This is a genomic window from Devosia sp. WQ 349K1 (genome assembly GCF_016595685.1).
GTDB lineage: Bacteria > Pseudomonadota > Alphaproteobacteria > Rhizobiales > Devosiaceae > Devosia.
Genome location: NZ_JAENGO010000004.1, coordinates 39,832 through 57,802 on the forward strand (window position 1 = coordinate 39,832; position 17,971 = coordinate 57,802).

The following is a 17,971-nucleotide window of genomic DNA, read 5'->3' on the forward strand; positions in this document are numbered from 1 at the left end:
AATGGCGATGCCCCGCGTATTATTCTTCAATCAGACAGGGCTTTACGGCGGGGCGGAGCGGTCGCTCTACGATCTGGTGACGAACTATCCCGGACATTGCCGGGTCGTACTGATGCAGGCTGGGCCGCTCTATGACGATCTAATTACTGCGGGCGTGGATACCCCTGTGCTCGGCGGCGGTTTTCAGCGGGCGACACGTCGAAAATGGATCACGCTAACCATCAGATTGTATTCACCTATTGTGGTCGCGATTGGTTTAGTTCGCCTCAGCCGCGGATATGATCTGATCTATGCCAACAGCATGAAGGCGGCGGTGATTGCGGTTCTAACAAAGCCCTTCCATCGGCGAAAAATGGTCTGGCATTTACGCTCGCTGCTGATCCCCGAGCATTTCTCGCCGCTGGCGCGTTTGGTCGCGCGATGGTGCGGCAATTGGGGGGCTGATCTGGTGATTGCCAACTCCGACGCCACCGCCCGCGCTTATCAGAGCAATGGCGGCAAGTGCTTGCCAGTTAGAGCTTATAACGGCTTTTCTATCGAAAAATTCAGGCCCGAAAAGCGGGCAGAACTGCGCGCGCAGCTGGTCGTGGAACATGGTTTAGACCCCACGCACCCGATCATCGGCATGATTGGCCGCATTGGGCCTTGGAAGGGCCAAGCGCTGGCACTTTTGGGCCTCTCGATGGGCACCGACTGGCAATTACTGGTCGTTGGCGAGGCACTTTTTGAGAGCGAAAACTTCAGGCAGGATTTTCACGAGAGTGCCACCCGCTACACCCAAACCTGCAATGTTTTCTGTCTCGGGCACCGGGACGACATTGCCGAGATCATGGGTGGGGTAGACGTTGTCATCCACGCATCAACTTTGCCCGAACCCTTTGGGCGGGTCATCGTCGAGGCCATGCTTGCCGGAACGCCCGTGATCGCTACCAATGGTGGGGGCGTGCCAGAAATTGTGCAGAACGGCGTCACGGGGCGATTGATCACGCCCAATAGTGCCACGGCCCTAGCTACGGCAATAGAAGCGGCCCTGCGCGAGACCGAGCAGAGCCGGAGCATGGCGGTTGCGGCGCGGCGTTACGCCGAACAGCATTTTGCGCTTGAGCTCACATTGCCGCCCGTCTGGCAGGCACTCCGGACCATGGCCGCACAGTCAGACGGGACGGAGAACGCGCCAGCTGTGGCTGCAGGCGCGCATGAGAGCAGCATTAAAGGGTGACACCGCTGCGCGCGGCTAACCACACCTGCACATCCGGCCCGACGCTGCCTGTGGCAAGGGCCACAGCGTAAATTCGGCCCTGCCAGCGGTCATTATCGCGGAAAGAGAAGAGCCTTAGGTCGACCATGTCACCGGAAGTATTTGTGTTCGTCGTGGTGTTTTTAACCACGCCGTTGACCGCTAAGGACATAAAACCAGCATCGAAACTGGCTGTGGCAATCTGCGGTGCGTCGCTGACGTTCGAGCGGGCATCGAGCGTAAGGCTGGCCCGATCCGTCGCCCGAAGCTGGTAGCTGCCAGCACTGGATTGCATCAGTGTTTTGTACGCACTGTTATCTTTGCGCAAAGCAACAATACCGCCCTCGTCAGCTGCAGCCAGCATCGAAAATCCCGCCATAAGCTGGAAGGGATAGCTGTTGAGAACGATGGTGCTGACCAGAAAGTCGTCAATCCCGTCGCCCTCAAGCCAGTGCAGACCTGCGTTCGTTTTATACACGGGACGCGAAGCGCTGCTTGTCTGAAGCAGGTGGTGGCCGCGTCCACTGAGATCACACATCGCGCCGACCGGGTCGCCATCAGCCAAGACCGCGATGGTCATGGCGGCATCCTGAAAAAGGCTAGAGCGATCAGAAGGATCATAGAGCCCAATACAGGATGCCGATGATGGCAGACCATGTCGAAGCGCAGCCGCAGATCGTGGCGCAGCGCTGATAGACAAAGAATTCTCTAGCAAGTTTGTAAATCCCCTCTACAGAATGAGCAGAAGCGGCGCGCTTTATTGATGAACTGAAAAACTATTCATGCCCACACGCGCCACGCCAAGGACCACGATTATCGTCAGTCGTTTTTGCTGGGGGATAAATTGTCCACACATCGGTTGTCGCAAGACTTCATCCGGGAAGCATCTTGGCCCACATGGGGCGACGGTGTCTGGTCATGAGCGCAACGCGCGTTAGCGCCGTCGTACCCACCTTTCGCCGTCTCGACACCCTGCGCCGCTGCCTGACGGGGCTGCGGATTTCCGATCACCCCTTTGCGCAAATCATTGTCGTGGTGCGCCCCACAGAGGACCCGGAAAGCTTGTTGTGGCTGACCGCGCAGCTGAGCCTTGCGCCGGAGTTAAAGATCATCACCGTCGACGTGCCGGGCCAAGTCGCAGCACTCAACGCGGGGCTTGCGGTCGCGGATGGTGACTACATCGCGTTTTTGGATGACGACGTTCTGATAAGCCCCGATTGGCTGCGGAGGCTACTGAGGATCATGAGAGACCCGCGCGTCGCGGCAGCCGGTGCGCGCGATCGACTACATGAGCGCGGGCATGTGATCGAGGGTGTGGCCAAGCACCCCGGCGTGCGAAACTGGTTTGGCGTTCTGCGCGGCGATCACCACCTCGCCTATGGCGCGGCGCGCGTAGTCGACACCATCAAGGGCTGCAATTTCCTGGTGCGGAGAGCGGCCCTCGGAAGCTTGCACTTTGACACGCGGTTACTCGGCCAAGGCGCGCAGTATCGCAATGAAAGCTGGCTCTGCACCAATCTCATTCACGCAGGATGGCATATCGTGCTGAGCCCAGAAGTGGACGTCGACCACTTTGCGGCAGATCGCGCCGATGGCGAGCGTGAGAACTATAGCGCCGACAATTGTTTCATCCACACAGCAAATACTGTCGCCACCGACCTCGCCTTCGCCACTCTTTGGCAAAGGACCAAGTACTTCGCTTATTTTATTGCCATCGGACAGCGCTATTGCCCGGGTGTGTACTATGCGCTTCACGCGCTTATCAGACGCCCTTGGGCCTTGACTGGGATGTTGGTTGGCGGCTGGTCTGGCTTTGGCGCAGGACTGAAACTGGCCAAGCGCTTTCGGGTCGAGCCCCCCGGAAGGGCCACGAGATGGCAGACTATGTCCAAAATCCAACCACAAAAAGACAAGGGTGGATCTCGAATCACAGACGTGTGATTCGGAAAATACGTAGCCGCGGGAGCTAGGCTCAGAGGCGAAGGCATACCCAAATATAAACCCGGCAAAAATACGGAAAAATTTTGACCTAGGGAAAAAGCCCGGGATCGGACGCTGTTCCGACCGTTTCGGACAACGCGCTGACGTCTGAAGACGGTGGCGCTTGCGTGTTCAAATAATGTTGAACACGAACACTATAATTTTACAAAAAACGAAAAAGAAGAAAACCATACCTCACTGGTTTTCTACTTGCGCACCAACCAAAAATCCAGACCAAACCAGCAGCTGGGCAGTAAAAGTGATCAACAACGACCACTCATCTAGCTTCCCAGAAGTTGACGGAAATGTTGTTATAAAATCGAACGTTAGTATGCTTGAGGACCTCGTCCATGAACAGCCCCTGGAAGAGACGACTTTCCGCGCTTGTTTTGTTTTCGACACTGGTAGGCTCTGTAAGTGCGGCAGATCTACCTAGCTATCAATCCCCATCAGGGAGCTACTGCTCCAACCACCGCCAGTCGGTGCTGCCACAACGCCAAGTCAGCGAGATACGCCAAACCGTGTCCCAGAATTTGGCCAGCGCCATTGACGGCATGAATAGCCAATCCGTTCTACGCGACAGCGACCCAGCATTCATCTGGGCGATGGAAGCACGTTGGGCCTGTGCTGCCGCAGTCGGGTATCTGAACGGCGGCACTGTGGACGTTGAGTCCGTCCAAAAGTGCGACTGCTTCCACCAACGCTATCTGTCGTTTCGGTAGAGGGCAGACATAAAGTGAGCATCAAGATCATGAACTCCCTCCTGAAGTCCGCTCTGCTGGCCGGGATCGCTTTTGTCATGCCGCTATCGGCGCAGGCCATGGGCTTGCGTGAAGCTGTACAGACGGCACTCGACAGCAATCCGCAAATCGGCGCGGCAATCCAAAACCATGACGCAATCGGCTTTGAACTGCGTCAAGCAGAAGGTCTTTGGGCACCACGCGTTGATCTTGAAGCGTCAACCGGCATCCAATATTTGAACACGCCGTCGCGCCGCGCGACCGGCATCGAAAATGATGCGCTCTATCCCTCGCAAGTAGGCGTCACGGCACGCTGGGACCTTTACGACGGCGGTTTTCGTGACGCCGAGCTTGCCCGGCAAGCAGCGCGCGTCGACAGCGCCTCTTATCGCGTGCTGGAACGCAGCGAGTTTATCGCTCTGCAAATTGCACGCGTTTATTATCAGGTGCTGTTGCAGCAGCAGATCGTCAACCTGACGCGCCAGAATGCCTCCTTCCACGAGGGCGTCGCCTCGGACGTGTCGAGCGCCATCGAAAACGGTCAACTCACCGAAGCTGACCGCCTGCAGTCGATTGAACGTCTGGCCGCAGCGCGCGCTCGGGTGACAGAAGCCGGTGTGGAACTGGCTGCCGCGCAGATCGAATATAAAACGCTCGTTGGACTGATGCCTGGCGCGGTAAATGCACCGCCGCGGGCGTCGTCGGGCATTCCGGGCTCGCTGGAAATTGCTATCGCCAATGCCATCGTCAACAACCCTCGGGTGAAGACGGCAGGCGCGGACATCAACGCCGCTTCGGCCTTGGTGGAGCAGGCAGCCTCCGACTTCATGCCGAAAATCCAGCTCGAAGGCCGTGCCGCAACAGGTTACGACGTCTCGGGCGCCCATGAATGGCAGAACGATTTGAGCGCTCGCGTATCGCTGCGCTGGAACATTTATGACGGCGGCATTGCACGCAATCACGTGCAGGAAGAAATGCGCCGTGAGAACGAAGCCAAGATGGTGTTTGACCAGACCGCTCGTGAAGTTGAACAGGCGGTACGGGAAAGCTGGCTCCGCATGAAGAGCCAGGCGGAGCTGTCACGGGTCTATAATGAGCAGTTGAACTCCTCATCGGGCCTCGTCGACTCCTACCGCGAACAGTTCACCATTGGTGAGAGATCACTGCTGGACCTGCTCGACTCCCAGAACACCCGCTTTAACGTGCAAATTCTGCAGGAAACGGCGCGCTATAGCGTCATGTTCGCCGAATACCGCGTGTTGGCAGCAAGCGGCACACTGATCGACTTCCTTGGTGTTCAAACGCACGACGCCGCCAGTGCTGGTACATTCTCAGCCTTTGACTTGAAGTCTTGGGAACAGTTCGAACCACGCACTTTGGAACCGCTGAACCTGCAAAAAGTAGGCAACTACTGAGAGCCGAACCTTCGATCAAATTGAGCGTTATTACTAACGTAGATTTGGGTCATTGCGGTAGGAAATCATGAGAATCCCGGACGTGGCAGAACAGAGTTCTGCCACACCACCTGAAAATGCCCAAAGCTTTGGTACGGCAGATCCGGTTTTGGATTGTGTGCGGTTTCTGGCCCGTGCGTGGCGCAAGTCAGACTCCCCGGCTATTCTCACCGCCGGACTTCCCCTACAGAACGGGCGCATGACCACCCAGTTGATCGAGCCAGCATTGGCCCGAGTGGGTGTTTCAGCAAACCCGCTGCATCAATCGATTGCGCGCTTACAGCCCTTTGATTTTCCCGTCGTCCTATTGCGCTCCGAACAGCCTCCGCTGGTCATTCTGAGGCGGCTCAATTCCCGCAATTATCGAGTCTTCGATCCGACCATAGGTGACGAGAAAACAATTTCAGCCAAGGCGCTGGATGCACGCCAGGGTGTGGATCTGCTGCAGATTTCCCCGGACTACTCCGTGGTGCAGGAAAGCACAGGCACGCGCTTTGCCAATACCAAACACTGGTTTTGGTCGGCTGTGCGCGGGCACACACGCAGTATTGTCTACGTGCTTCTGGCGGCGGCGTTCGTCAACGTGTTTGCGCTGGCCTTCCCGCTCTTCACCATGAACGTCTATGACCGCGTGCTGCCCAATTCGGCCCAGACAACCCTCTGGGTTTTGGCCATCGGCATCGGCATGGTCTCGATTTTTGACCTGCTGCTCAAACTCGCCCGCTCGGGCGTGATCGAATACGTGGGGCGCTCGATCGACTTCCGCCTGTCGTCAGCATTGTTTGATCGGGTGCTCAATACACCCATGTCATCGCGCCCCAATTCCACCGGCGCTTTCATCAGCAAGATCGGCCAGTATGAGGTGCTCCGCGAATTTGTGGCAGCGAGCACGCTGGTCATGTTTGTTGACCTGCTGTTTCTCGGCCTCTTCGCCTACATCATTGCGATATTCGTCGGCTGGTTGGTGCTCTTCCCCCTTTTGGCGGGCCTGATCGCGCTGATTATCACCATTGTTATCGCCGTGCTCTCAAGCAAAGCGGTAAAGTCGGCATTGGCAGAGTCCTCGGCCCGTAATGCCGTGCTCGTTGAGGCGCTGACAGGCGTCCAATCGGTCAAAGCCTCGCGCGCCGAAGGGCAATTGCTGCACCGGTGGGAAGCGGCGGTTTTGGCCTCCTCCCATACGCAGGATAAGCTGCGCTCCTACCAATCTCTGGCCACCAACACGACCGCCACGCTTTCGCAGCTCTCACTGGTCGGGATCATCGTTGGCGGCAGCTATATGTTCACCTCTGGCGATGTCACCACCGGCTCGATCATTGCGGCGATGATGCTGTCTAACCGCCTGATCGCGCCTATTGGAATGATCGCCGGGACATTGCTCAAAACCCGCGCGGCGATAGAGGCCTATCGATCTGTCGACCAGATCATGAAACTGCCCGATGAGCGTCCCAACCGCCCTGCGCAAGCGCAGCGCGTCGTGAGGGAAGGCAGGATTTCCTTCAACAAGGTGCGGTTCACCTATCCGGGGTCCAAGAGCTACGTGCTCGATGGCATATCGTTCAGTGTCCGGCCGGGCGAGAAGATCGGCATTATCGGCCGCATTGGCTCGGGCAAGACCACCATCGGGCGGCTGCTGGTCAATTTCCACCGCGCCACCGAAGGCGAAGTGCTGCTCGATGGGGTCGATATCGACCAATATCACCCTGAAGACTTGCGGCGCGCTGTTGGCCTTGTCGTGCAGGACCCGGAGATTTTCAACGGCAGCGTGCGCGACAACATCATTATGAGCGACCCCGGTGCGAGCGAAGAGCGCATTATGGCAGCCGCTCGGCGCGCTGGCGTTGAAGGCTTTGTCTCGCGCCATCCGCAGGGCTACGACATGCCCGTGGGCGAGCGTGGCGTGCTGCTTTCGGGCGGGCAACGCCAGACGATTGCGCTGGCGCGTACCATGCTGGTTGAGCCCAAAATCCTGTTCCTCGACGAACCATCAAGCTCGATGGATTTGGCGACTGAAAAGCAGCTGATCAAGCATTTGGAAAACAGCCTCATGCCGGATCAGACCGTGCTGATTGCCACCCACCGCTATAGCCTGCTCTCGCTGGTCACCCGCATGATGGTGCTCGACAATGGCAAGCTGGTTGCTGACGGACCCAAAGAAGAGGTTCTCAAGCAGTTGCGCATGCGGGCTGACGCCTCATGAACCAGCATCGCCCCAACGCAGAAGCGATCGATAAACACCATCACCCCTCCAGCAGACCACCACGGGAATGGACGACTATTATCGTCCTCGTGATCATTACGGTCGTGGCGTTTCTAGCGTGGTCGAACTGGGCAGAGGTTGACCAGATCAGCCGCGCGGAAGGCAAGGTGATCCCATCCGGTAAAACCCAAATTGTGCAAAGCGCCGAGCCCGGCGTGATTAGCGATATTTTGGTGCGCTCGGGCGAGCAGGTTAGCGCGGGGCAATTGCTGATCCGGCTCGATGATACCAACACGTCTTCCAGTGCGGGTGAGGTTGAGGCGCGCGTTTTGGCCCTAACGGCACAGAGCGAACGCCTACGCGTTGAAAGCGAGGGGCTGCCAGCCACCGACTTTATCTGCGCGGATTTTGTGCAAGAGCAGGCGCCGGACGTTTGCGCCACCGAATTGGCCCTGCTCCATTCGCGCCTCGCGAGCAAAGCTGGCAATGCAGAGGTGTTGCAACAGCGTGTTGAGCAGCGGCAGCGCGAGCTCAATGAGGTGCAGATCAACCGGACGCGGATGCAGACGACCTTTGCGATCACCCAAGAGCGTCTCGACTTGATCGAGCCGATGGCACAACGCGCCCTCGTGGCGCAAACAGATCTCTTGGCATTGCGCTCGGAGGCTGCAGATCTCAGCGGGCAAATTAGTGCCGCAGAAGAAAGCATGGCGCGGCTGCGCGCGGCGCTGCAGGAAGCGCAATTGCAGGTGGGTCAAGCCGATCAGCAAATGCAGCAGGAGGCTTTGGCTGAACTGACGCTCAGGCGGGCCGAATTGGCTAGCGCGCAACAGCAATTGCGTGGTGCCGTCGACCGGGTGAGCCGCACTGAAGTGCGCTCTCCGGTTGATGGGGTTATCAATGCCATTGAAGTCACAACCATCGGAGCGGTCGTAACCGCTGGCTCGCGCCTGATGGATGTGGTGCCCAAATCCGATTTCCTGCTCGTCGAAGCGCGGCTCAAGCCAGCTGACGTGGCCTTCGTTATTCCCGGCCAGTCCGCCCGCATTCAATTCACGGCCTATGACTTCTCGGTCTACGGCGGATTGCAGGGCGTGGTGGAGACGATCTCAGCGGACAGCCTCGTCGATGAGCAAACGCGCGAAACCTATTACCTCGTGACAGTGCGGGCTGATGAAACCGTGCTGCACCACAGAGGGATCGATCTGGCGATTTTACCGGGCATGGTGACGACGGTCGACATCATCACCGGCAAGCACTCGATTTTACAATATTTGCTCAAGCCATTGAACAAGGTCCAACAGGAGGCCCTGATTGAACGATAGCGCTCCTGACACAAATGGCGTCATCGCGAGCGATCTGGCTCATGCCGATTATGCGACGCCGATCTTTCGGACCGTGAATACGCACAAAGGGCGTGTGGCCTTGCGGCTGGAAGCGGTGTTCTGGGATGCCATCGCCACTATGGCCCATCGCGCCAGCATCAAGCCAACCGATATGGTGCGCGACTTGATTTCGCGGAGCAGTGAAGAGGCAACCAATCTCTCGAGTGCGCTGCGCAGCATCGTCACCCATCAACTCCTCGTCGAAAACGACCGCCTTGCCCCCCTCGCTTCAGCCCTGTCGGTGGTGCGGCTGTTGCAGACCGTACCGACGCCCTCGTTCGCGCTAGACAGAAACAAGCAACTGGTGCGCGTGAACGATGAGTTTGTGCGCTATCTGCGCTCGGTCATGGCCAAGGCGGGGGCGGTCGAGCGGGCGCAGTTGCGCCTTGAACGCCCTGCCGATGTGCTTCTAACCGAAATCCCGGCCGGATCGTCCATCGAGTGTGGCCTCTCGATCCACGTCGACAATCATGAGCGGCGGACGCAGGCGCGGATCATCATCCCGCCACCTGCCCCCGCCAATATTCTGGTCGGGTTCATCATCAACTAAGTGAGACGCTTAGAACGAGGAGCCCGGCGAGATCGCGCTGAGGTCCTTTGGCATATTGGCAACCGAGACGCTGCCACCCGCAAAGCCATGGATATAGCTTTTGCTGCCCGCAAAACTCATCAGGGGCAAATAACGCGAGTAGGCGGTGTCGAGCTCTAGGCGGTCGGTGGTGTTGTCGAGCACGTATGCGCCTTGGTCCGTGTGGACCACAAGCACTGCATGGAAAAGCCGACGGCGCGTGTCTTGCAGCACAACGACCTGCAGCTGGCTTTCATCGAACCCGAGTTCCTGAAGCATCCAGTATTTTGTAATCGCGTAATCTTCGCAGTCGCCCCAAGCAAGCTCAGCGGTTTCGCTGGGTGTCGCCCAATAGTCGGTTTGAGCCCAAACCGTGCGATCGTCCCGATAGGTGATTGCGCCATTAACGGCAGCATTGACCATTGTCAGCTGATCGAGTGTCGAGCGACCTTCGGCCTGAGAGACAACATCACGCAAGGACTGCGAAAACTGTGTCTCACACCCATCAAATCCAAACTCGGCGCAGTTGTTAGAGAAGAACCCGCTGTGATCCTGAGCGCGAATGTCATGCCATTTTGAGGCCACAGGAAGGCGCTGCGCCGAGATCGCCACAGACTGAAAAACGTCAAGTTTGGCCTTCGGAAGAACCGTTTCTGCTTCTGGGAAAGCGCCCGCAGTCGGAGAAATCGTCGCCGTTTCTATAAGCTGCGCAGCCCCCTGCCCGTTATCGGAAAGCGACTGTGCAGACGCTCCCTCGACGGAACACATTACAACCATCATGGCTGCAAACTGGGAAACTGACCTTATAGGCAAAACGGAACTCTCCATAAAATTTCATCGAGAGCTTCCAACACAACGCCTAAACATTTGACAATCCGAACGGTTATAAATCATTCGTGTCCATGCATAAGTTTTTATTGTTCACCAAGAGTAAATCTCTAAAACTTTACCGTGTAAACTGATGCCAAGTTGGGATTTTTGGTGCACCATCCGCAAAATGTAAAAGTGGAGTGACCCTGTGGTCAGATCTTGGTTGAGCAAATTTGCCGCAGGCGATGTGGAACCTCAGCAGCGCCGCGCCTCGGCGCCGATCGTGCCAGCAGACATCTCTGATGCGGATCGCGACCCATCGCTCGGCACGATTTCATTTTCCACATTTACGCGCGTTGTTGAGCAGGAAAAGAGCCATCCCGGCGGGGCGCTTTTGTTCATCGATCTCAACGCAAAATCAGCGCGGATGACACCCGAGATTGCCGAACTGCACGACGAGACCCTGATCTGGCTGGCGCAGGCCATCGTGCAATGCGTGCGCAGCGACGACCTTGTGTCCCACGTTGAGGGCTACAAATTCGCTGTGTTGCTCCGTGGCGCACAGCAAGAGATCGCGGCAAGCGTGGCCGAACGTATTTTGCAGTCGGTCGACAACACTATCTTTCTGACCAGCGACGGCATCGCCCCGCTTGGCGTAGATGTTGGCGGCATCGTGTTCGCAGAGTCTGACAGGCCCGCCGACGATTTGGTGCGCTCGGCTTCAGACAATCTCGACACCGCCCGCACCACAGACCGGCGTATCTGCGTCGTCTAACGCGGTCCTATTCCGCACGAGCCGTTTTGGTGGGCGCAGACGGGATGAAGTTCGTTCAATACTCAGCGGGCATGCAAAACTGCGGCAGCAGATCGCTGAGCAGAAACTGCTTATCGTCTAGACCGGCATCGAGGGAAAACCCGCTCTCGAAGTCTTCGCTCCCACAGTCGTAGCTCATGGCGATGCGCCCTGTTCTGGCAAGGTCGATCAACACGCGGCGGCCCTCTCGCGCGCTGACGTAAATACCGCCACCATCGCATTCCACCCCACACCACAGCTCTAACCCTTCTACGGCACAGGGCCCCACAGCCGTGCCTTGCCGACCGTCGCGCAAGGACGCATCGAGCCGAAAGACAAACTCTTCGAGCCCAAACTCGTCAGGTTCCTGATAGGTCAGGGTGAAGCTGAGGGAGGTCACATTCTGCTGCGGGTGATCACGCAAATGCTGCTCGGTGTAAGCGCGATACCAGCAGGCGGTGCCGTCGCTATGAACAATGAAAGAGCTCAATTCGGCCGAAGCGACGCCACAGGACGCGGCCAAGAACGCGATGGATGTGAGGCAATTTCGAGCGCGTGACATCGTCACCTCCGCAGGGTCATAACCAGTGCCCCAAAATACTGAAAGTTTTCTATCCGGCATCAAACACGTGTTCGATGCCATGTGCACACCACTGGCTAGGCTACCTCATCTTCTTTGCTTGGAGCGTAGACCTATGTTGAAGAAACCACTCGCCGCCGCACTACTACTTGCCGCTATGACTTCGGCCTCAATGGCCGCCAGCGCCTGGACGACTGCCAGCGTCAATTTCCGCGACGGTCCCGGCACCTCCTACTACAAACTCGGCGCTATCAGCGCTTGCGTCGAGGTCACCGTGGGCGAGAACCAAAACAATTGGTACCGCGTGCAATGGAATGGCCGTTGGGGTTGGGTCGCTGCACGCTATCTGTCTTGGGACGCCAACTATTGCTCGGCCAACTACAACCGACGCGCCCCCGCAGCAGCGCCTTACGTGGCGCCGCGCCGCAGCTATTAACCTTTACCGGTGCCCGTCCCTCCTTCGGGCACCGGCCCCTCGCCGGAGGCGCTCATGTATAAATCCACTCTGCTCGCCTGTACCGCGTTTATCGCGCTGAGCCTTCCCAGTCTTGCTCAGTCCCCGACCGAAACCTGCGATGTGCTGGCCGCAAGTCCGCTCGACCCGACCCTTCCGAGCGAGGTGAGCGGAGTGCCCTTTGGCCAGATCAATGTGGCAGAGGCGGAAACGGCATGCCGCGCCGCCTCAGAGACCGACCCCAACCCACGGTTTGCCTTCCAGCTCGGTCGCACCCTCATGCAGGCAGAACGCTTTGATGAAGCGATCCGCTCGTATCAAACAGCTGCAGACCAAGGTCACACCGAGGCTATGACGGGTCTTGCGCAAGCGCTGGTCGCAAGCGCTACGGAACGATCAAGAGCGCTCATGCAAACGGCCGCAGAGAGCGGCAACATCAACGCGCTTTACAATCTGGGCGTGCTCGCACTCGATCACGATGAAGATGGAGCGCAGGCGCTGTCCTATTTCGCAAAAGCTGCGGAATTGGGCGATAGTGCCGCCGCCTACAATATCGCCGTGATGTACGACGAAGGCAAACTCCTCATTCGCGACACAGAGAAAGCGCGCGAGTATTACAAAAGCGCCGTTGCCCAAGATTACACTTGGGCCAAGGTCAATCTCGCCCATTTGCTGCTCGAAGGCACGCCGCCGCTCGAGGACCGGAGCACAGCCATTGCATTGCTTGTTGCCGCTGCGGATGACGACGGCGACACCAATGCGGGCCTTGATCTCGCGCTACTCTTGCAATCTGGCGATGATATCGACGCTGCCGAAAGTGCCGAGCGCATGATTACGGCATTGCGGGCCAAAGACTATCAACTGGCGGGTCTACTGGTGAATGAGAACAGCGGCTTGTCGGAGGCAAACCGCAAAGCACTCTGGAACGAGCTGTCCGTGACCGCGCAACAGGACATCGCGGGCGCGCTGAAAACCTTTTATGGCGAGGACTAGAAGGGCGACATCAGCAAGCGAATGAGTTCGGCTTGTTTGCGCACGCCGGACTTATCAAAAATACTGGTCAATTGCGTCCGCACAGTGGGTATTGAAACTCCGAGACGTTGCGCAATCTCGACGCGATCTCCGCCAAACGCAAGCTCGCGCAGCACCTCTCCTTCTGCCGGAGTGAGCCTAAACTCGGCCTGCAAGCGCTCGACGCGCCGGAGCAGGATAAGCTCTGGCGCGGTGACCACCAGCATCATCTTACACTTGCTGCCCGCGGCCCCACGTCCTGACATCGGCACAGCCAAGATCGTCAGCGGCAATTGTGGTGGGGCTCGGGGCACGACCACAGTGCCCCCGGTTCCGCCGAACTTTGCAGCAACGATCCGCTGTAAACTCGCCTGAGCAGTACTATCGACGCAAACGAGCATGCCCTGAGACAGCACCATCCCGTCAGCCCGCGCGACGATCTCTTCGGCCAGCCTATTGACCGGCTCACATCGCAGGTCTTCCGAGACATAGAAAATGCCCCGGTCAGAATGGTCCAACGCCGCAAAAGCACTGAGCGTGTTCGCCTCATGCTCGGCCAGCACCTGATTGATGCGTAGCGCTCGGGTGAAGTGGGGCCCCAATGCTTCCAGGCCCTGCAACACGTCGTGCGACATGGCCTGACGGCCCGAGACCATCAGAGTGGCGGTCCATCCTCCGGAAGTGTCAATCTTCAGTCCCGCCCCAACGACGTGCCCCTGAGGCAGACACCACTCATTGTAGAAAGCGCTATTGCGAAAGGCTTCGATGTCGGTGAGCTGGCGATCTTGGATAACGAGCCCAGAAGGCGCTCGCAGCAGTGCCAAAGGCAATGGGTTTCGCGCATGATAATGCTGCGCATAAAGATGGACCATGTCCGGGTCGGTACGAGGGGCGACGAACAATGGCCTGCCACCGGACGTAAAGCCGCCCAGAACGGCATCAACAACTCCGAGTGCATCACTGATCTTGTTGAGCGCGAGTGACCAGGCAGCCGGATCTGCACCAGCTTCGTAAATATCGCCAATCAACTGATCCTGCAGATCTGCATCAACCAAGTCGCGTTCCTGAACATTGTCACAAACAAAACGAAGTAAAATACACTGCACTACGAAATTGTATTTTTGATACGTCCAGTTTTACACACAAGCCGCGCAAAGCAAAGCGTGGTGATTACTGCCTTCTCTCTGGTATCTGCGTCATGACGACAAGGCGCGATGGCAACGCATATGCGCCGCCTCGCTATCTCAAGACTTTGACACTGCCTGGTACGATCTCATCACAGCACAGGATTGCGCGGGCTGGTTACAGACCGAGCTGATTGATCAGACCTTCAAGAGCATCGCGTCCGATCTGGTCCGGCTGTGGTTCGGCCTGCGGCGCAAAGAAGTCTGTGATGATGTCCTGCGGCGTTGGAGGAGCTGCAGGCGCTGGTGTCGGCGGCACTACAGGCGCTGGCCCGCGAGGGTCGGGTCTGGGCAGGGCAATATTGACCGGCTGCTGCGCCGGAGAAGTTGTCGTATCCACTGGAGCTGGCAGAGGCGCAGTTGGAGTGACGTTAGTCGGGGCCTGCTGCCCGAGAACATTGCCCAGCACCGAGTTCAGAATACTCTGTTGGCTCGGCGGCGCGTTCGGATCGGTCGCGAGACCCTGCCCGCCAATCATCTGGCCGATGGCATTGGTCAACACCTCATTGTTGAGCCCGCCGGCTTCGCCGCCAAGTGCGCTACCGATGCCTTCGAGCACGCCCGAAGCACCGCCGGTGAGACCACCGACGTCGACGCCAAGCTGTGACAGCGCCTGTAGAGCACGATTAGGATCGGACAGAACGGCCGTGAGATCGGGATAAATGCGCGGACCGGACAATGGCCCATTGATGATGATCGGCATACCGAGGCCGGAAACGTCAAAGTCCCCACCTTGCCCATCCAGAGACCCGACAACGCGCGGATCAAGACGCATGTCGATGGTCTGTGCAGCGAGATCAACACTGCCAGCGCCGCTCATGCGGACAAACGGCCCAAGCACGCGGATTGTCTCGGCCGTGGCGACACCATTGGCAATATTGACGTTCACCGACAATTCGGTGAATTCGGTCTTGGCCTCGGCGTCCTGCGTATAACCAGCGTCGATGAGCGAGCGCACATTGCGCACAAGGCCCGCCACATCGATGCCGCGTATCGCGCCATTCGACACAACGACATTAACCGGGCCATTGAGCGAGCGCGCGAAGGCTTGGCTATCAGCGCCAGCGCCACTCACCTGAACGCTGGCCTGCAATTGCCCTTCAATCTTGTCGAACCCTGCGGCGTCGGTCAGCAGCGGCAATGCCTGCACATTTTCCATGGAAGCCGTAAGATCAATCGCGGGAACACTCCCGGCGCCATTGGCGGTGACACTGGCCGCGACCACGCCATTATAGAAACCCGCCTGCGGAATATTGAGCTTGGCAACGCCCTCGGCAACCGACAGCGTGGCCGTGGTCGGTCCCAGTTTCACATCGCCATAGGCCAGCTGGTTTGCTGCAAACCGAATGTCGGCATTGAACAGGCGCAAGATGGAAAGATCGATGGGCGATGGGCCGGATGCCGCAGCGGCAGGCGCGGAGCCGCCTCCGCCGACCAGCGAGCGGAGATCAAGCGTGTCAACGGACAAAGACGCCGTGACACTGGGCTTGCTCGCCATTGCCACAGACACGGAGCCATTGGCGCGAATGTCATCAAGGCGGATTGTTGCATCGGTCACAGCGAACTGGTTGCCGCCAGCCGAAACCCCACCAGAGAAGGCGAACTGGCCGAGCGGGCTACCGACAGATTGCCCGAGCCAAGCAAGAGCACGGGTCATGGATGGCGTTGCGATATCCGCTTTGCCACTGACCTGGCCGGAGGGCGTGATTGTCCCTGAGAAGTTGGCATTGAGAGGCTGGGATTTGAGATCGAAGGCGACTGCGCCCGGCTCCTCCCATAGAAATTGCGTTGGGGTGACGGAAGCCGCAAAACTAACGGCTTCGCCATTCCAACGCGCTGATCCGGACGCACTGACAGGCTGGCGAATGTCGTCGATTTGAACATTTGCCTCCAGCGCGTCCACCACGCCCGCCCCTTGACCAGCAATAGCGACAAGCTGAGGAACAGCGACGCTGCCGCCCGCGATCGACACCGATCCGCGCAAGTTGAGGGAGTTGCGGATGGACGCACCATCCAGCCCCTTGAAGGCATATTGAAGCTCAGAGGAGAGCCGACCCGTTACAGGCGTTTTCTGGCCCAGCAACTTGGTCAGCTGCTCAATATCGATTGAGGCCAGATTGACTGAGCCGCTCGCGACCGAAGGACTGTCATTGGCGTCGAGAGCGACACTGGCAACAAGGCTACCGCCAGCCACGCTGGTGGAATCGACGGTTGAGACGAGACGGCCATTTTGGAGCTGCGCTGCGATAACCACGTCCCGTGCGACAGCGTCACCGACCTGGATGGCTTCGGCATGCAACTCGATATCGGCATCCAGCGCCTTCAGCGCGGAGAGGTCGGGCGCGCTGGCCGCCGTAGTGGTGGAAGGCGCGGCGTTCGGAGCCGGATCGGCGTTTGCCGGTTGGAAATCTGCGTAAGAGAGAACACCAGCTTTGACACGCGCGATAACGACCGGCTGCTCTCCGGGAACATAGCTGGCGTCGAGCAACATCTTTTGGCCGATACTGTCGATTTCACCACCCGTGACGCGGTAGCTGCCATCGTCGGCCAGTTGAATATTGCCCGAGGCTTTGACATCGGCGAGCGCAGGATGCAGCGGCTGGGACGCCTTGGCTGAGATGGCGAATGTTGCAGGCTGTCGCGCTAGCAGATCTCGCAGCGAGCCGATTTCGGCGCCAAGCTCCAATTTATTGCTATCCATAACACCGGAAACGGCAACGGAAACTGGCGCGCTGATGCTGGGGAAGGACATCTTCAGGTTAATGGCGCTGGCGAGAGACGCGAGTGTCCCCGCTTGGTCTTGCACGACCTCGCCGTCAATCACCCCAATATGATCGATGGAGATTTTCTCCAGATAGCCGGCGACGACCTGAAAAATATCTTCGGTGCTAGGCTCTTGTGGCACTGCCACCGTCTCCCCTGCGCCTGCTGACAGCACAATCCGGGGATTTTTGATCTCGATGCCTGTCACCTTGATCTGGCCAGAAAGCAGCGACAGTGGCGCGACCGAGGCGACCGAGCGGGCCGCTGTCATTGAGAGGGAGCCGTCCTCTGCCGCAAATGAGAAGTCTTCTACGACAATGCCAAACTCCGGCACGATGGAAAACTGCAGCGGTCCATTCAGCGCGATGGTTGCGCCGGAGGCACGGGACAGCTGATCGGCAAGCGCGGTCCGCAACGCCGTGGAACTGACCGCAAAGGGCAGCAGGAAAACCAGTCCCAAAAGGGTCAGGAAGAGGAGCCCCACGACTATAGCGGTTTTCTTCATGGTGGAGCCCCCGACGATGCGGCAAGAGATAGTGTGGTGCAGCGCCCCAATGGCTCGGAGCGCGATGATTATTCAGCACTACCGCAAATGACAGTGTAATTCGTTAACCACTGAATGGGTGCTTGATGCCGGTGCGATTTTGAGAGGACGGCCTAGTCTGATTGCGGGGTGGACAATATCGCAGCCGGAAGCTGACCGGCGGAGTTTGCTAAAACGACATCAATGCATACACTGATGGACGGGGCCCACTATCAAGGAATTACGTTCCAGAGATGGGGCCTTCCATGGCTAAGAACCACCCTGCCAC

Annotated in this window: 14 protein-coding genes; 9 read left to right on the top strand and 5 right to left on the bottom strand. The window is 58.2% G+C overall.

The annotated features are described in order from the left end of the window. The first annotated feature begins 7 nt into the window (after positions 1-7). On the top strand, positions 8-1,219 hold the full coding sequence (locus JHL21_RS09070; RefSeq protein ID WP_200213086.1) for a glycosyltransferase family 4 protein: 1,212 nt from the start codon (positions 8-10) through the stop codon (positions 1,217-1,219). Here JHL21_RS09070 and JHL21_RS09075 read toward each other — a convergent pair. Then, positions 1,209-1,817: a hypothetical protein gene (locus tag JHL21_RS09075; protein ID WP_200213088.1), complete on the bottom strand. Its 609-nt coding sequence runs from the start codon at positions 1,815-1,817 to the stop codon at positions 1,209-1,211. The genes JHL21_RS09070 and JHL21_RS09075 overlap by 11 nt on opposite strands. 338 nt (positions 1,818-2,155) lie before the next feature. Here JHL21_RS09075 and JHL21_RS09080 point away from each other — a divergent pair, with 338 nt between their 5' ends. From JHL21_RS09080 to JHL21_RS09100, 5 genes are all read left to right on the top strand, one after another. Further along, positions 2,156-3,178 (top strand): glycosyltransferase family 2 protein, encoded by a 1,023-nt coding sequence (locus tag JHL21_RS09080; RefSeq protein ID WP_200213089.1) that lies wholly within the window; start codon positions 2,156-2,158, stop codon positions 3,176-3,178. Between the two features lie 775 nt (positions 3,179-3,953). Then, the gene (locus JHL21_RS09085) at positions 3,954-5,372 is read left to right on the top strand and encodes a TolC family outer membrane protein (RefSeq protein WP_200213090.1); all 1,419 of its coding nucleotides are present in this window, start codon (positions 3,954-3,956) and stop codon (positions 5,370-5,372) included. An 82-nt stretch (positions 5,373-5,454) separates the two neighbouring features. Further along, positions 5,455-7,611, top strand: a complete 2,157-nt coding sequence (locus JHL21_RS09090) for a type I secretion system permease/ATPase (protein WP_200213091.1) — start codon at positions 5,455-5,457, stop codon at positions 7,609-7,611. Further along, complete coding sequence (locus tag JHL21_RS09095) at positions 7,608-8,936, top strand: HlyD family type I secretion periplasmic adaptor subunit (RefSeq protein WP_200213092.1); 1,329 nt, start codon at positions 7,608-7,610, stop codon at positions 8,934-8,936. The genes JHL21_RS09090 and JHL21_RS09095 overlap by 4 nt, the downstream gene beginning before the upstream one ends. Continuing rightward, the gene (locus JHL21_RS09100; protein WP_200213093.1) at positions 8,926-9,546 is read left to right on the top strand and encodes a ribbon-helix-helix domain-containing protein; all 621 of its coding nucleotides are present in this window, start codon (positions 8,926-8,928) and stop codon (positions 9,544-9,546) included. Before JHL21_RS09095 ends, JHL21_RS09100 begins: the two co-directional genes overlap by 11 nt. A 9-nt stretch (positions 9,547-9,555) precedes the next feature. Here JHL21_RS09100 and JHL21_RS09105 read toward each other — a convergent pair whose 3' ends face one another. After that, positions 9,556-10,332, bottom strand: a complete 777-nt coding sequence (locus JHL21_RS09105) for a transglutaminase-like cysteine peptidase (protein WP_200213094.1) — start codon at positions 10,330-10,332, stop codon at positions 9,556-9,558. 250 nt (positions 10,333-10,582) lie between these two features. On the opposite strand from JHL21_RS09105, the gene JHL21_RS17985 reads away from it, so the two are divergent. Continuing rightward, a complete protein-coding gene (locus tag JHL21_RS17985; RefSeq protein ID WP_200213095.1) occupies positions 10,583-11,149 on the top strand; it encodes a diguanylate cyclase in 567 nt (188 codons plus the stop codon). Between the two features lie 55 nt (positions 11,150-11,204). Here JHL21_RS17985 and JHL21_RS09115 read toward each other — a convergent pair whose 3' ends face one another. Beyond that, entirely contained in the window at positions 11,205-11,729 is a 525-nt protein-coding gene (locus JHL21_RS09115; RefSeq protein ID WP_200213097.1) for a hypothetical protein, read from the bottom strand. 133 nt (positions 11,730-11,862) lie between these two features. On the opposite strand from JHL21_RS09115, the gene JHL21_RS09120 reads away from it, so the two are divergent. Together JHL21_RS09120 and JHL21_RS09125 are read left to right on the top strand one after the other, a co-directional pair. Then, positions 11,863-12,183: an SH3 domain-containing protein gene (locus JHL21_RS09120; RefSeq protein ID WP_200213098.1), complete on the top strand. Its 321-nt coding sequence runs from the start codon at positions 11,863-11,865 to the stop codon at positions 12,181-12,183. Positions 12,184-12,237: 54 nt separating this feature from the next. Continuing rightward, entirely contained in the window at positions 12,238-13,194 is a 957-nt protein-coding gene (locus tag JHL21_RS09125; protein ID WP_200213099.1) for a tetratricopeptide repeat protein, read from the top strand. Here JHL21_RS09125 and JHL21_RS09130 read toward each other — a convergent pair. Together JHL21_RS09130 and JHL21_RS09135 are read right to left on the bottom strand one after the other, a co-directional pair. Next, a complete protein-coding gene (locus JHL21_RS09130; RefSeq protein WP_200213100.1) occupies positions 13,191-14,267 on the bottom strand; it encodes a helix-turn-helix transcriptional regulator in 1,077 nt (358 codons plus the stop codon). The genes JHL21_RS09125 and JHL21_RS09130 overlap by 4 nt on opposite strands. 247 nt (positions 14,268-14,514) lie before the next feature. Then, positions 14,515-17,664, bottom strand: coding sequence for an AsmA family protein (locus JHL21_RS09135; protein ID WP_200213101.1), 3,150 nt, complete (start codon positions 17,662-17,664; stop codon positions 14,515-14,517). Between the last annotated feature and the right edge of the window lie 307 nt (positions 17,665-17,971).